Source organism: Streptomyces sp. NPDC033178, from assembly GCF_055577685.1.
The window spans coordinates 58,619-74,682 of the sequence record NZ_JBVIPT010000015.1 but is presented as its reverse complement, the minus strand read 5'-3'; the positions used below and the strand labels follow the sequence as shown (position 1 = coordinate 74,682).

The 16,064-nt window shown below is 72.5% G+C and carries 4 protein-coding genes; 2 read left to right on the top strand and 2 right to left on the bottom strand.

Translation table 11 applies throughout. The annotated features are described in order from the left end of the window. Window positions 1-27 precede the first annotated feature (27 nt). The gene (locus tag ACZ5VQ_RS32625) at window positions 28-1,242 is read left to right on the top strand and encodes a cytochrome P450 (RefSeq protein WP_469108072.1); all 1,215 of its coding nucleotides are present in this window, start codon (window positions 28-30) and stop codon (window positions 1,240-1,242) included. Window positions 1,243-1,262: 20 nt separating this feature from the next. Here ACZ5VQ_RS32625 and ACZ5VQ_RS32620 read toward each other — a convergent pair whose 3' ends face one another. Beyond that, window positions 1,263-2,828, bottom strand: a complete 1,566-nt coding sequence (locus ACZ5VQ_RS32620; protein WP_469108071.1) for a CYTH and CHAD domain-containing protein — start codon at window positions 2,826-2,828, stop codon at window positions 1,263-1,265. Window positions 2,829-2,982: 154 nt separating this feature from the next. Between ACZ5VQ_RS32620 and ACZ5VQ_RS32615 the strand changes: the two genes are divergently transcribed. Next, window positions 2,983-3,423: a hypothetical protein gene (locus ACZ5VQ_RS32615; RefSeq protein ID WP_469108070.1), complete on the top strand. Its 441-nt coding sequence runs from the start codon at window positions 2,983-2,985 to the stop codon at window positions 3,421-3,423. A 163-nt stretch (window positions 3,424-3,586) separates the two neighbouring features. Here the strand turns inward: ACZ5VQ_RS32615 and ACZ5VQ_RS32610 are convergent, their stop codons facing one another. Further along, complete coding sequence (locus ACZ5VQ_RS32610; RefSeq protein WP_469108069.1) at window positions 3,587-15,994, bottom strand: amino acid adenylation domain-containing protein; 12,408 nt, start codon at window positions 15,992-15,994, stop codon at window positions 3,587-3,589. Window positions 15,995-16,064 lie beyond the last annotated feature (70 nt).

Sequence of the window (16,064 nt, the reverse complement as noted above, 5' to 3'; positions counted from 1 at the left end):
GAACGCAGTCGAGGGAGGAGTGCAAGGGTGTCGGACAACGAGTTGTCCCATGATGGATCGACGTTCCCCTTCCCACCGGGTCCTCACGGCAGCCCGCCGCAGGCCTACGCCGACAGGCGGAGTGCCTGCCCGCTGGCCCCGGTGGTCCTGCCCAGCGGAGACGAAGCGCTCCTGGCGACCACGTACGACGACGTACGGGCAGTCCTCGGAGACCCGCGCTTCAGCCGCAATCTGCGCTACGCGGGCGCGCCGCGCATGCTGTCCGACGCCGACTTCTCCGACGACCCGAACGCGCTGGTCAACATGGACCCGCCCGAACACACGCGGCTGCGCCGCATCGTTCAGGCGGCCTTCACCCCTCGGCGGGCCGAGAGCCGGCGGCCGCGCATCCAAACCGCCGCGGACGAACTCATCGCGGAGATGCGCGCCGGGTCACCCCCGGCAGACCTGATGACGGCCTTCGCGTTCCCGCTGCCGATCAACATCATCTGCGCACTGCTCGGCGTCCCGGCTCAGGACAGCCCTCAATTCCGCAGCTGGTCGGACAAGTTCCTGTCCACGAGCACCGCCGACGCACCGGCACGTGCCAAAGCCGGCGCGGAGTTCGCCGCGTACGTCGACGCCCTGATCGCCGGGCGCCGCCGAGCCCCGGGCGAGGATCTGCTCGACAACCTCATCGACGCCCAGGACGCGGATGACCGGCTCAACGAAGTCGAGCTGGCCCGCATGGTCCGAGGGCTGATCATCGCGGGACACGAGACCACCGGCAACGTCATCGGCCGGGGCATCCTCACGCTCTTGCGGCACCCGGACCAACTCGCCGTACTCCGCGATGATCCAGCACTCCTGACTGCCGCCGTCGAAGAGATCCTCCGCATGGAGGTCCCCGGCCACGGAGGGCTGTTGCGTGTTGCCACCGAAACCCTGTCGCTCCCCTCAGGGGCCACTGTCAGCCAGGGACAGGGCGTTCTTGCCCCGGTCGTCGCCGCGAACTTCGATCCCCAGCACTTCCCGGCCCCGCACACGTTCGATGTCCGGCGTGCCGACAACAAGCACGTCACCTTCGGACACGGGCCGCACTTCTGCCTGGGCGCCAACCTCGCGCGCGTCGAACTGCAGGTCGCCATCGGATCGCTGATCCGTGAACTCCCCGGCCTCGCGCTCGCGGGCAGCGCCCAGGAACTCACCTGGGCCAGCGGAAGCCGGGTCTGCGGCGTTTCGCAGCTCCCCGTCACCTGGTAGGCAACCCGTCGAACCATCCGTCACTTACGGAGCCGCTTGCGCAGCACGGGGGCCGAGGCGCGCGCCCACACCGCGGGCACCTCCTGTTCCCGGGTCCCCGCCACGGCCTGCTCCGCGCCGTACAGCAGCCCCCAGGTGAAACCGGCTTCGCCCACCCCCTGGGCCGCCACGGCCAGATCCCTGATCGTGCCGCGGGCGACCACACTGTCCTGATGATCGCCGAGGACCTTCTGTACCGCCTTGACCCGCTTGCCCAGACGCTTGGCCGGTTTGCCGAGGGCAGGACGGGCCACCTCGGTCGCGTACCGCACCTTCTTCGCCGCCTTGCGGGCCTCGTGCAGCGCCACGTCGCGCTTCGGACCGGGTGACAGGTCCAGGGCGGGGGTCATTCGCTCGGCCAGACGGTCGTACTCCTTGAGGACAGCCCTGGTCATGACCTTGCCCGCCTTCTTGCGGGCCTTGGCGCGCAGCGGAGGCTGTTCCACCAGCGTGGCGAGGGATTCGAGCAGGGTCAGGTAGCGGCTGGAGCCCAGGGCATCGAGAGTGCGCCGATGGGACTCGGTGCCACGGGCGACGTTCCATGTCTGGAGCCGCGCCACCACGGGGCCGAGAACGAGTTCCTCCGGCAGGACATCGATCCGGTCAGTGAGGCGCTCCATCAGTACTTCCTGATCACGCTCGGCCCCCAACTCGCCCGCCAGCCACTTCAGTTCGGCCCTGATCGGGTCCGTGACATCGCGGTGGAGGACGGACCGGTAGGAGCGCAGACAACTGCGCAGCCTGCGGCAGGCGACGCGCATCTTGTGCACCGAGTCCGGCCGGTCGCGTCGTACAGCCGGGTCGAGGGCGGTGAGGTTGCGGATCTGTTCTCGCACGTATGTGAGGACGTGTTCGCCTGCCGAGCCCGGGTTCAGGTCCAGGTCGCCGGACTGATCGGTGCCATCGGCTCGGGCGGCGGGCGTCGCCGTCTCGTCGAGGGCACGGGCCAGCTTCGACGGGGACTGCGCACGAGCGACGCCCTTCTTGCGCAGCTTCTTGTCCACGGCGTCCAGCAGAGCGGGATCGGTGCCCTCGGCCAGCTCCACTTCCACCTCGTTCCACACAGCATGCCTGCCCTCCGCACGCAGGGACTCCGCGCGAACCGTGTCGATGTTCAACGCGGCACGGAGAGTGCCTTCGGCGTCGACAAGATGCCGCACCTCGCGGGTCGAGCGGATACGAACCACCGGGGTCAGCGTTGCCCCGCGCGTGCGGGAGACGGTCAGGTCGAGCATGGAGTCCGGGACGGCGTCGGAGAGAGCCGACTGGATCTCCTCCCGGCTGTCGCCAGGCAACGGCAACTTGAGATGCCACCCGGCGTCGGAGCCGCCGGTCCTGCGGCGCAGCGCGGCCGAAGAACCGGACAGGCGAAGGTCGGCGGTGTCGTAGTAGACCGCGTCCAACTCCTCGGGTCCCCGGTCGACGACCGCCGTGACACCTTCCACACGCTTCAACCGCGACAGCCAGGAGGCATCTGACAGCCAGGAGGTGTCGGAGGACGAAGGGACGGCGTACTTTCGTTCTGTCTCGCGCATCGACTGGACCATGTAGTACCGGTAGGCACGATCCGCCGGGCGAAACACGGCCTTGGACGTGATTTCGCAATTCGATACGCGGGCCGCCGTCTGTTCTGTGCGCGGGCCGCCGCCTGTGCGACGAGGGTCTCTGTTTGCCGACCGTGGGGCTGGATACCCGGCGCGTATGGCTGGAGCAAGCAACAAGACGACGAACGGACAGTCGCCGACCGCGAGCGCGCGAGCGGCGAAGAAGACCGTGACCGAAGGCGCCGCGGCGCCGGCGAAGGAGTCGCAGCAGGCTGCCGCCCAGGCGGCGGAGAGTGCCGGAGAAGCTGCCGCCGCCGTGGGCCACGGCAGCAAGGAAGCCGTGGTGAGTCTCGGCGGAGCGGCGTCGGAGAAGGCCAGGGAAGCGGCCAGGACAGTGCAGGGCACCGTCTCCTCGGCCGCCCAGCAGACGATCGGGAAGGCCGGTATGGCATGGACCCTCCTGAAGGCCAGGAAGGTCCTGGCGGTCGCTGCCGGAGCGGGCACCGCCACCGTGGTTCTCTGCTCCTACACGCTGGGCCGCCGTGCCGGTCTGCGTCGGCGTGGACCGCTCTCCCGTCTCAGCGGCGGCCGTCTCTGAGCAGCAGAACGCCACCGAGGCGCTCCTCGGCACGGGCCCGCGAGAGCTTTCCGCTCTGGCGGGCCCGGCCGTTTGACCGGCGTGTACGGGACCTACCTGGGCCGGCTCGTACGGGAACCGACGGCCGGCGCGGGATGGTGTCCGCCGCCCGCGCCGGCACCGGTCAGCGTTTCCTTGGTACACCGGCCGCCAGGTCGGCGCCGACGACGTGCCCGAGCAGGTGGAGCGGCGCCGCCGTCACCCCGGCCCGGTCCACGGCCTGGGCATAGGCGTGAGCCGTCTCCTGGTCCACCAAGCCGTGCACCAGCGGCAGTTCCGGCAGGGTGGCATGCAACAGGGACTCCGTACGGCACGAGGCGAGGGTGTCCTCGATCCAGGGCTGGGCGAGGTAGCCGGCCGCCGCCGCGGGGGGCAGTCCCTCGGCGGGCTCACGGCGGGTGCGGCCGATGTGGAGCAGTCCGCCGCCCAGGACCAGTACGTCCTGCTGTTCCCGCATCCGGGAGAGTGCTCGGGCGGTGTCGAAGCAGTGGGGGAACGAGTCGTCGACCACCGTGGTGCCGGGCCTCAGCCGGTCCACGTCCAGGACCGCGGAGCTGCCGCTGACCGCCGTCACCAGCAGATCGGCCCCGTACACGGCGTCCGGCAGTGTCTGCCGGGATTCCACCACCTCGACCTCGTCGGCCAGCCCGCGCTCACGCAGGTTCCGGGCCAGCTCCGTCAGCCGCGGTTCGCTGCCGCGTACGTCGCACAGCAGGAGCCGCCGTGGTGGACGCGTGGCCCCCGAGAGGAGCAGTTCCAGCGAGGAGGAGCCGATCGAACCCAGCCCCACGAACGCGACGTCGAGGTCCGCGAGGTTCTGGCCGGTGGCGTCGAGGGCTGCCTGGACCGTCTTGACCACCGACACAACGGTCGCGGCGTGGCCTGTGGTCACGGCCGCAGCCCCCTCGACGCAGGACAGCACGTCGAAGCCGTAACCGGTCAGCGACGGGATCATCCCCGCCAGTGAGACACAGCGTGCGCCGAGCGACGAAGCCAGCGACACCGCGCGGCCGGCGTGCCGGACGAGACCGGGATCCCGGCCGAGTTCGTCGGCGAACAGCGGCACGCAGACGAAGCCCGATCGGCCTAGTGGCGTCTCCACCGTCTCCAGGAGGCGCGGCGCATCGTCGGGGAACAGCATCGTGCGGAGTTCGGCGCGTGGCAGTGCCCCGTCGGGCAGGCCCGCCAGCCGCGCCAGATGGTCGGGGGCGGGCAGGTATCCGACCAGCGCGGCGTCCATGATCTCCCGAGGCCTCTGCCGTCGAACCGCGGACCCAGGGCTTGATGCCCGTGTCAGCCGGTCGCGGACCGAGTCCGCGAAGCCGCCCAGCGCGGGAGGCGAGAAGGCCCTCGCGGACCCTCGGAGCGTCACGCGCAGCCCGGCCCCGTCCGGCCGCACCGCCATGAACACGTCCGTCGCCGTCGACGGCGGAGCGAACGCGCTGTCCGCGTCCTGCCACGACACCGTCAGCGTGCCGCCACTGGGGGCGGCCAGCGCGGAGAAGTCCAGGAAAGTGAAGAAGAACTGCGACGTCAGCGGCAGCCCGTTGGCGTGCCGCGGCAGGACGTCCTCGTGGGTCCGCGCCTCCTCGGCCTCGGCCACGATCCGGCGCAGGGCATCGGCGAAGTGTCCTTGCGTCGGCTCCTGGCCCGCTGCGGCGCCCGGCCGCACCGGTACGGCCGCGGCGAACGGGCCGAAGATCCGGTGTACGTCCGGCAGCGGAAGGTCCCGCCCGCTCACCGCCAGCCCGAGGATCAGGTCCGCCTGGCCGGTCGTCTCCGCCAACTGCTGGTAGTAGGCGGTCAGCAGAGGCGCGTACAGGGTCGCCCCCGCCTCTGCCGCGAGTGCGCGCAGCGCTGCCGTACGGCTCGCGTCGAGCACGAAGTCCGCGGAATGGAAGGCCGGGGTGGTGCCGTCCATCGTCGTACTGCCGCCGCTGGTGTCGTCGGCGGCGCGGAGCACCGGGGGTTGGTACGGGGCGCTCAGCCGGGCCCGGCGTTCCGCGGCGTCCGGCTCTGAGCCGGATCCCGCTTCCGTACTCGCTTCCGCTCCAGCTGCTGCTTCGATGGCAGTCTCGGCCAGCAGCAGGCAGTGGTCGCGGAAGGTGGCGTGAGGTGTGGACGGTTCGGCTGTGCGGTCGGTGGTCAGCAGGTCGTACGCGTCCGTCAGTTCCTGCATGAGCAGGGCGGCGCTGTACCCGTCGCCGATGAGGTGGTGTGCGTGCACGAGGAGTACGTGGTCGTGCGGAGCCGTGGTGAGTACGCGAAGTCGCAGCAGGGGCCACGTCCACGACTCGAAGCGTCGGTCGGCCTCCGCCGCGACCCGCTCGTCCACGTCACCGCGGTCGCGGAGCGTCTCGAAGACGACCGGCAGCCGCAGTGAGCGCGGCAGTTCCTGCTGGACTGGCGGCCGCGCGCCGGAGGGGAAGACAGTGCGCAGCATCGCGTGGCGTGCCACCAAGAGGTCCACCGCAGCCTGGAAGACCTCCTGGTCCAGTGGGCCGGACAGCCGCAGCCGCGCCAGCCAGGCACCGCCGCCCGGTGAGAGCTCCTCGGCGAGGAGAAATCCGCGCTGGCCCGGAGTGAGGGGGAAGGGGGCCGTGTGGTCCTCGCCGGTCGGGCGAGAACCCGCACTCGTGACCGTCCCCGTCCCCGTCCCGCACGCTTGCCCGGCGGCAGCATCAACCGCCATGTCCACTGCCGTGTCCACCGCCGTGTCTATTGCCGCGGCGAGCGTGGCGAGGGTCCGGTGCCGGTAGATGGCGGTCGGCCTGGGCAGCGGCCCCTCCTGCTCCCCGAGCCGGGCGAACACCTGGAGGACGAGCATCGAGTCCCCGCCGAGGTCGAAGAAGTCGTCCTCGCGGCAGACCTGGCCGACCTGCAGCAGTTCGGACCAGATCGCCGCCAGCCGCCGTTCGGTCGGCGTCGCCGGGGGAGTACCACGACCGGCGGTCATCGACGGTTCAGTTGATGCCTTGCCCGCACGGTCCGCCGGGGCCGTTGCCCGGTCGGACAGAGCGCGGCGGTCGACCTTGCCGGTCCCGGTCAGCGGCAGCGCGTCGACGACCGAGATGTGCGCCGGGATCATGTATGGGGGCAGGATGTCCGACAGGTGTCGGCGCACGTCGCGGGTGTCCGGCCGGTCGGAATCGGACCGGTCGGAACCGAGCCGATCGGAATCGGGCCGGACGGTCACGAACGCCAGCAGCCGCCCTTCGTGCGCGGTGACCGCGGCCCGTGCGATGCCGGGGTGCGTCTGGAGGGCCGCTTCGACCTCTCCCGGTTCCACCCGGTTCCCACGGATCTTCACCTGGTCGTCGACACGTCCCAGGAACTCCAGGGTGCCGCCCTCGCCGCGGCGTACCCGGTCCCCGCTGCGATACCAGCGGCGACCGTCACGTACGGCGAACGCACGGGCCGTCAGGTCCGGCTCGCCCAGGTAGCCGGGTGTCAACCCGACGCCCGCGATGAGCAGTTCGCCGCACTCGCCCGGCCCGCACGGCGTGCCGTCGGGGCCGACCACCCGCAGGTCGGTACCGGCGACGGGCCGTCCGATCGGCAGCAGCTGTACGTCGTCGCCGGGGCGGACGTCGATGACATGGCAGGTGGCGTTGATGGTCGCCTCCGTGGGCCCGTACAGGTTGGCGATCCGTGTGCCGGTACCGAACAGGTCGAACCACCGGCGTACGTGCGCGGCGGGCAGCGCCTCGCCTCCGACGTGCACCCAGCGCAGCGCCGACAGATCCGGTCGGCCCGCCCCGCGTCGCACCTGCTCCTCGGCGGTCGACAGCAGTTGCTCCCACAGTGTCGGCACGGAGCTCCATACGGTGATCCGCGCCCGCTCCACGTACGCGAGCAGCAGTTCGGGGTCGCGCCGCAGGTCCTGCGGCACGGTCACCACGGTGGCGCCGACCAGGAGCGGTGCGAGCAACTGGCGTACGGAGGCGTCGAAGCACGGCGACGCCGTCTGGGCCAGGCGGTCCTGCGGGCCGTAGCCGAAGGTGGCGACTGCCCAGTCGAGGTAGTTCTCCATCGCCCGGTGGGTGATGGGTACCGCCTTGGGGCGCCCGGTGGATCCGGAGGTGAAGATGACGTACGCGATCGCCTCGGCCTCGATCTCCGCCGCGGACACGGGGACGGGCACGGGGACGGGCGCCGGTACGTCGTCGTCACGCATCGAGGCCGATGAGCCCGATGCAGCCGGGGTGGCCTGGACGGGCGGCAGGTCGTCGACGGACACGGCCCGAACTCCCCGGAGGGCAGTGGCGGTTGGCAAGGTCGACGCATGGCACGCCACGACGGTGGCACCCGTGCGGGCCAGCTGATCCGCCAGCCGTGCCGTGGGGTGGCCCGCATCGAGCGGGACCCAGCCGGCACCGGCCCGCAGGATGCCCACCACGCCGATCACGGTGTCAGGGCCCGGCTCGGTGAGGAGTCCGACCAGGTCGCCCGGCCGCACACCGAGGGCCCGCAGGCGCGCGGCGAGCAGAGCCGATGCGTGGTCGAGGGCCGCATAGGTGAGTGTCGTCGTTCCGTCATCGACCGCGGTTGCCGTGGGCGTGACACGGAACCGGTCGAGCAGCCGGGCGACCAGGCGCGAACCGCCGTCCGATCCGGCGAGAGGCGCGGACGTCACGGCGGAAGCAGGGGAGGCGACCTCAGTGGGCGCAGGGGCAAGCGCAGGCGGTGCGGGGAGCGCACACAGCGCGGCCAGTTCCTCCAGTTCCGCGCGGTACTCCCGGTCCAGACGCGCCACCGTCCCCCGCTCGAAGAGCGGCAGCGGGAAGTTCCACGACATGCGCAGCACAGGGCCGTCCGCCCAGCACAGCAGGCTCAGCCGGGTCGCGGCCGAGCCGGTGCCGGCCGCGGTCGCCCGCACTTCCACCGGGCAGTCGGCCGCCAGGCGGGCCGGGAAGCGGGCGAAACTGAAGCCCGCCGGGCTCGCCGTGCGAGGGCCGCCGTCGGCACCGGACAACAGCCCGGCCAGGTCGAGACTGCTCAGATCGGCGTGCCGCTCGCTCTCCAGCCATGCCGGGCGCAGCCGCGCCGCCAATGCCACGAGCGGCTCCTCCGGGTCCGCCTCGCACAGCAGCGGAAGCGTGTCGGCCAGCGGACCGACAAGCCGGTCCACCCCCTCGAACCGGTCCTCGCGCCGGGCCCGGGCCACGTTCACGGCGATGTCCCGGCGGCCCGTCCACCGCACCAGGCAGCGCACGTAGGCGGCGAGCAACAGGTGGAACAGCGATACGTCATGCGCCGCGGCCAACCGTTCCAGGCGGGTGGTGAGGGCCGAGTCGAGTACGCCGTGGTGCTGCACGAGCGGGCCCGACGGGGGTGCGTCGGGATCACCGTCGTACGGCAGCCGCAGCGGTTCGCCCCGCCCGGCCAGGCGCTCCGCCCAGTAACGCCGCGTGTCGTCCGGGCTGTTGGAACCGGGGGAGTGGACGCGCGCCGCTGCGTATGTCGCGAAGTCCAGCGACGGCGGGAGCAGTTGGGGGCGTTCTCCGCGCCACAGCGAGGTGTACAGGGCCCACAGGTCTTCGGCCAGGACGTTGAGGCTGTACCCGTCCGCCGCCGCGTGATGGACCACCAGCAGCAGGTGCGCGAGGTTCGGTTCCTGACGGAGCACGACGGCCCGCACCGGCGGGTCGACGGCCAGGTCGAAGGGCCTGTTGCACAGGGCCGATTCGACGTCGGCCACGCTCTGGGCGGTCCCCTCGCGTACCTCGTACCAGGTCCGCAGGGGCATCGTCGGCGCCAGCCGCTGCATCGGCGCGGCGCCCGCGTCGTCGATACGCAGCCTCAGCATGCCGTGCCGCTCGGCCAGCGCTGTCAACGCCCGGCCGAGGACGTGGGTGTCCAGCGGGCCGCGGATCGTCAGGCGCAGATGGCCGCGCGCCTGGACGTCCGGGTGCAGTCGGCTGCTGGTGTGCAGGGCCAGTTGTACGGGGGTGAGGGCGAAGGGCGTGCCGTCGTCCGCCACGGGCGGTAGCGGGGCGCGGCGAGCGTCCCGCCCCCGCTCGACGGCATCAGCATCAGGATCGGCTCCGGCTCCGGCTCCGGCTCCGGCTCCGGTTTCGGGTCCGGCCGCGGCCTGCGCGTCGACGTGGGCGGCCAGCTCGCGCACGGTCCGGTACTCGAAGAAGAGCGTGGTGGGCCATGGCCGTCCCGTCCTGCGCTCCAGCCTCTTGACGAGGTCGACGGCGCCCAGCGAGTCCAGCCCGAGCGACAGGAACGGGGCGTCGTCGTCGACGGCCGACGCCGGTACGCCCAGGGACTGCGCAAGTAGTTCCCGGAGCACGGAAGCGGATCCGGAGCTGGAGACGGAACTGGTGGAGCTGGACACGCACGTCGGCCCCTCCGCGCCGGAGGGCTGACGTGCCACCGGTGAAGCGGTCCGCGGCGGCGGTATCACCGCAGGCCGCCCCGGCGAGTCGCCAAGGACCGGACCCCGCCCGGACGTCAGATCGGCGAGTACCAGTTGCGCCGCGTCCGTGTCGCACGCCGAACGCAGTGCGGCCAGCGCGGGCGCGGTCGCCAGCGGCTGACTCCCGGCGCGCGGGAGGCCGCCGGCGCCGGGCGAGGAGGCGAGCGAGGAGACGAACGACGAGGCGAGTCCCGTCTCGGCGAACGGCCCGAGGTTCACCGACAGCCACGCCCGTCCGGCCCGCCGCTCGGCGGCCGCGAACGAGTCGAGGAAGGCGTTCGCGGCCGCGTAGACGCCCAGCGCCCCTGCCAGCCCGGGCAGCACCGAGGACACGGAGGAGAACGCGACACACACCCCGGGACGCTGCCCGTGCCGGTGCAGTGCCTCCGACAGCAGCATCGTGCCGAGCGTCTTGGCCCCAAGCGCATCCACCGCTTCCTGTACGTCCGTTGCGCGCAGGCTCCCGGGGCGCACCACTCCGGCCGCGTGGAAGACACCGTCCAGCGGGGGCAGTTCGGCGACGAGCTTGGCGACATCGTCCTGCACCGCGAGATCGGCCGGGTGGTAGCGGGCACCTGCGCCGAGCGCCGCGAGTTCCTCCACCAGGCCCTGGGGCGGCTGCGGAGAACGGCCGGTGAGGATGACCACCGGCCGCCCACGGCCGGCGAGGTCGCGGGCCAGAGCGGAACCGATGCCCCCGCAGCCGCCCGTGATCAGGAAGGTGCCGTCGGCGGGCAGCCGCTCCCCGGCGTGGGGCGTCTCGGCCGGTTGCGGGACGACGGTCCGTACGAGCCGCCGCCCGTCCCGCCAGGCGGCCACCCCGGCCGCCTGCGGCGCCGCAGCCTCGGCGAGGACGGCCCGGAGCCGTTGCCCGACGTCGTCGAGGGACGCGAGGTCGACCCAGTTCGCCACCACTCCGGGGAACTCCTCGGGCACGGCCAGAGCGAGGGCTCCCAGCACGGCCTGGGCCGGGCCCGAACGCTCGGAGCCGTGTCCCGTGACGTGCACGTCCTCGGTCACGACCAGCAGACGGCCGACTCCGGCCCGGTCGAACAGCGCGAGTGCCTCCCGGAACGCCGTGACCCACCGACGTTGCAGCAACTCGAACTCGGCGGCCGCCGTCCTGTGCTTGGCCGGCCCGGCGAGCAGGATCACCGTCTGCGCCGCAGCGGTTCCGGAGTCCGTGGTCGCCTCGATGCCCCGCCCCGCGAGCTGTTCCGCGAGCGCGCGCGCCGCCGTCGCGTCCGGGCCGGTCACCAGTACGGGTCCGGTGGGAGCGCCGTCGGCGAGGGGCGCCACCTGCCACGTGACGCGGTGCAGGAGCTCGTGTGCCGCGGTGTCGGGCAGGAGCTCGTGCGCCGCCGTGCCGGGCAGGAGCTCCTGCGCCGCGGTGTCGGGCCAGTACCGGCGCCGCTGATAGGGGTAGGGCGGCAGCGGCACACGCCGACGGCCCGTGTCGAGCGCCGTACGGTCCAGCGTCACGCCCCGCGCCCACAGGCGCCCCACCGTCTCCAGCAACTCCCGAGCCCCGCCCGGGGCATCGCCCTTGGCGGACCCGGCCCGGTCCGGCTCCCCGGGCGCGGTCACGACGAGCACACGACTGCCGTCCGTGCCGTCGGCCCGGTGATGGGCTGCCGCCGCGCGGATCGGTCCCGCGAGGTTCTCGTCCGGCCCGAGTTCGACGAACGTGTCGTAGCCCTCGTCGAGCAGCCGTGCCACCGCCCGGCCGAACAGCACCGGCCGCAGGGCGTGTTCGCGCAGGTGGTCCGGTTCCATGCGCGGCTGCCACTCGGCGGTGAGCGTGCTCATCACGGGCAGGTCGGCAGTGTCGGCGTCCAGAGTGCGCGCAGCCTCGGCCAGGGACTGCGCGACCGGCTCCATCAACGGTGAGTGAAAGGCGTGCGACACCCGCAGCGGGCGCACCGCCGCTCCCAGCCCGGCGAGCTTCTCGGCCGCCCGCCCGACCGCGTCGGGGCTGCCGGAGATCACCAGCCGGCCGGGACCGTTGTATGCGGCCACCGCGAGCTCGCCGGGTGCTGCGGCCACCAGGGCCGCCACGTCCTGTTCGGCGGCTCCCCGTACGGCGAGCATCGCGCCCGGCTCGGTCAACGTGCCCATGAGTCGCCCGCGTTCCGCCGCGAATCCCACCGCGTCGGCAAGCGACAGCGCCCCGCCGACACAGGCGGCCGCGAGCTCGCCGACGCTGTGTCCGACGAGTGCGTCGGGCCGTACGCCCCAGGCCGTCAACTGCCGGGCGAGGGCCACCCCGTGGGCGACCAGCAGCGGCTGTGCCACCTCGGTGGCGGCCTGCGTCTGCGCATCCACCTCCGCGTCCACGCACCAGGACGTCAACTGCCGTCCGTGCACGGCGCCGACGCGGACCGACGCCTCGTCGAGCGTGGCGCGGTACACCGGTGCCGTCGCGTACAGCGCACGACCCTGGCCCGGCCGCAGAGCGCCCTGGCCGGGGAAGACGAAGACGGTCCGCGGCCGGTTCGACACCGTCCCGGTGACCACTCCGGGCAGTCGGCCGTCACGCGCGGCGGTCGCCTCGGCGAGCCGTTCCCGGAGGTCCCCGTCGGCCACGACGGCCAGGCGGTGCGGTCCCTCGTCCCGTGCCGTGGCCGCCGTCAGACAGACATCGCCCTCATCGAGTTCCGGGTGGTCGCGCAGATGGTCCGCGAGGCGGGACGTCCAGGCGGCCAGACCGTCCGCACTGCGTGTGGAGAGGGTCAGCAGGTGCGGCCCGCCTCCCGCGCGTGGCGCAGGGGCAGAATCCGGGGTCGGCGGTGCCTGTTCCAGGACCGCGTGTGCGTTCGTGCCGCCGAAGCCGAAGGCGTTGATGCCCGCCCTGCGCGGACCGTGCGACTCCCAGTCGGTCAGTTGGGTGACCAGGGCGAACCCGGACCGCTCGACCGCGGGGGAGGGCGACGTGTGGTGCAGCGAGGCAGGCAGCCGCCCGCGTCCGAGGGCCAGTACCACCTTGACCAGCGAGGGCAGGGCGGCCGAGTTCAGCAGGTGTCCGACGTTCGTCTTCACCGAGCCGAGCAGCCGCGGCCGCCCGTCCGGACGGGCCGGGAAGGCCTGTGCGAGTGACCGCAGTTCGATCGGGTCGCCGACGGCCGTACCCGTCCCGTGGGCCTCGACATACGTCACCGACTGCGGATCGACGCCGCAGATCTCGTACGCCCGGCCGATCACCTCGTGCTGCCGCAGCGGATTGGGCGCCATCAGGCTCAGGGAGGTGCCGTCGTTGTTGACGGCGGTGCCGCGTACGACGGCCAGGATCTCGTCGTTGTCGCGGCAGGCTGACTCAACTGGCCGCAGGACAAGGGCAGCTCCGCCCTCACCGGGTACGAACCCGTCGGCCGCGGTGCTGAAGGCGCGGCTGCGGCCGGTCGGTGACAGTGCCTGCGCAGACTCCAGTGCCTGGTATCCGTCGGGCGTGAGGTGGAGGTTGACGCCGCCGACCACGGCGATGTCGCACTCCCCGTCCGAGAGGCTGCGCCGGGCCAGGTGCAGCGCCACCAGACCCGACGAGCACGCGGTGTCCACGGTGAGCGCCGGCCCGTCGAGATCGAGGCAGTGTGCGACACGCGCGGCTACCAGGTTGGGCAGGTTCCCGGTCAGGGCCGTGGCCGCGGGGGGCGTACCGGTCGGGGCCGCGTCGGCGAGGATCTGCCGGTAGCCGCTGTCTCCGACGGCGGCGAAGACGCCGACGCGCAGGCCGCGGCGGCGGTCTCCTGCGTAGCCCGCGCGTTCCAGTGCCTCGTGGGCGAGTTCGAGGAAGATCCGTGCCTGCGGGTCGAGTGTGCGGGCCTCATCGTCACCGATGCCGAAGTGCCCGGCGTCGAAGGCGGCCGGGTCGTCGAGGAAGGACCCCCAGCGTCCGCCGGAGCCACCGGGGGATGCCTGCTCACCCGCCTGTGTCGGTGGTGTGCCTTCCCAGCGTCCCGGCGGCACCGTGGTCACAGCGTCCCGCCCGGCGGCCAGCAGGTCCCAGAACTCCTCGGGCGTGTTCGCGCCGGGGAACCGGCAGGCCACCGCGAGGATCGCCGTCCCGGGTGTGCCGGCTCGGGCGGGCCCTGCCACCGTCCCGGGTGTGCCGGCTCGGACGGGCCCCGTCATCGACCCATCGGCGGCGTACGACCGCCGGCCCGCCGTGTCGTCGACTGCTGCCAGAAGCTGGTCGGCGAGGGCGTTGACGGTGTCGTTGCGCATCACGGCCGGAGCGAGGGTGGCATCGAGGGCGTGCTCCAGGTCGGCGAGCACTTCCATGGCCTTGAGTGAGGTGCCGCCCAGATCGGCGAACCGGTCCCGGTCCGTGAAGGACGCCTCCGGCCGTGCAAGTACGCGCGCCCACACGTCGCGCACCAGCTGCCGCACGTCGGCGCGCGAACGGGGTGGCGCCGATCGCCGTACGTTGTCGGGTTGCCGCGGTCCGCCCGCCGCTCTGTCAGGGCTGGACGAGGCCACGGGCCGGTACGACCCCGCCTCGAAGCCGGCCCGCATCCGCTGCCGCTGCAGCTTGCCGCTCGTGGTGCGGGGGAAGGCCGACGGCGGGAGAGCGAGGACATACACGTCGTCGTGGCCCAGCGCTCCACGAACCCGCCGCGAGACCTGGTCCAGTACCTCCGTCGCGGTGTGCGGCGGGCGGCTCCAGGACACGAACACCACCACGCGCTCGCTCCCGGTCACCGGGTCGGTCGAGCCGACCACGGCCGTGATGCCCGCAGGCAGCCCGGGCGTCGCGGCGGCCACCTCCTCCATGTCCGGGGCGTGGAAGGTGCGGCCGTTGAGGAAGAGGACATCCTTGTGGCGGCCGCTGACACACAGTCGTCCGTCCCGAAGGAAGCCGAGGTCCCCGGTGCGCAGCCAGCCGTCCGCGAAGGTCTGTGCGGTCGGCTCGGGAAGGCGGTGGTAGCCGCGCGCGATCTGCGGGCCGCTGACCTCGATGTGACCCACCCGCCGGTCACCCAGCAGCCGGCCCGCCTCGTCGGTGATTCGCACCGCGCAGCCGGGCACCGGTACGCCGACGTCCATCACTTCCACGGCGTCGCCGCCAGGCTCCCCTTCCACTTCCACCGCCCGGCCACGGCTGAGAGCGGCCCGGTCCAGCGCCACGGGGGCCGCCACTTCGCCGGGCGGCGGGAAGGTGACGGCCAGCGTCGCCTCGGCGAGCCCATAGACGGGCGCGGCCGCGCGAGGGTCCAGTCCGGTCGGCCGCATCCTGGCCACGAAATCCCGCCACCCCGTCGCCGAGATCGGTTCGGCCCCGACCAGCATGAGCCGCACCGGGCTCAGGTCCACAGCGGCGAGTACCTCGTCGGGGACCCGGCGGACGGTCAGGGCGAGCGCGAAGTTGGCGGCCGACAACACCGTGGCCCGGTGCGCGGTGGCCACGTCGAACCACAAACGCGGCGACTTCGCGAACGACAGGGGACCGATCTTCACCTGCTTAGCCCGCACGGCCAGCGGTGCCAGATGGGTGCCGATGAGACCCATGTCGTGGAAGTAGGGCATCCAACTGACCACGACATCCTGCTCGTTGAGCGCCGAGGCGGAGGCCATCTGCCGCAGGTTCGCCACGACCGCCGCGTGCGTCAGTTCAACCCCCTTGGGAGACCCGGTACTTCCGGAGGAGAACTGCAGGAAGGCCAGATCGTCCGGGCCCGGCATGACAGGCGAGACCGGTTCGGCGCACTCCCGCAGCGTCTCCAGCCGCAACACCCGTGCGCTGTCGGGCAGTTCGGCAGCCACCCCCGCACAGGCCGCGTCCACCACGACGGGCGGACGGCCGAGGTGCTCCCACACCGGGGCGACCCGCCGCGCGTCGGGAGCCAGCGGCACCGGCACCAGGCCGGCGGCGAGCGCGCCCCAGAACATCGGCTGGAAGTCCTCGCTGCGGTCCGCGAGCAGCGGCACGCAGGTGCCCGGCTCTACGCCCGCGGCGCGATAGCCACCCGCGACGCGCAGGGACTCGTCGAGCAACTCCCGGAACGTGACTGCCAGTTCGCTCCCGTCCCCACGGACATGTACGACGACCTGCTCAGGGGCCTGGCGGGCTGCGTCCAGCAGTACGTCGAACAGCGATGCAGTCTTCATGGGTCCGTTCGTTCGTGCGTGGGTGTATTGAACCGGTACAGCGGTGGGTCAAGCCGGGTGGCGAGCCGAA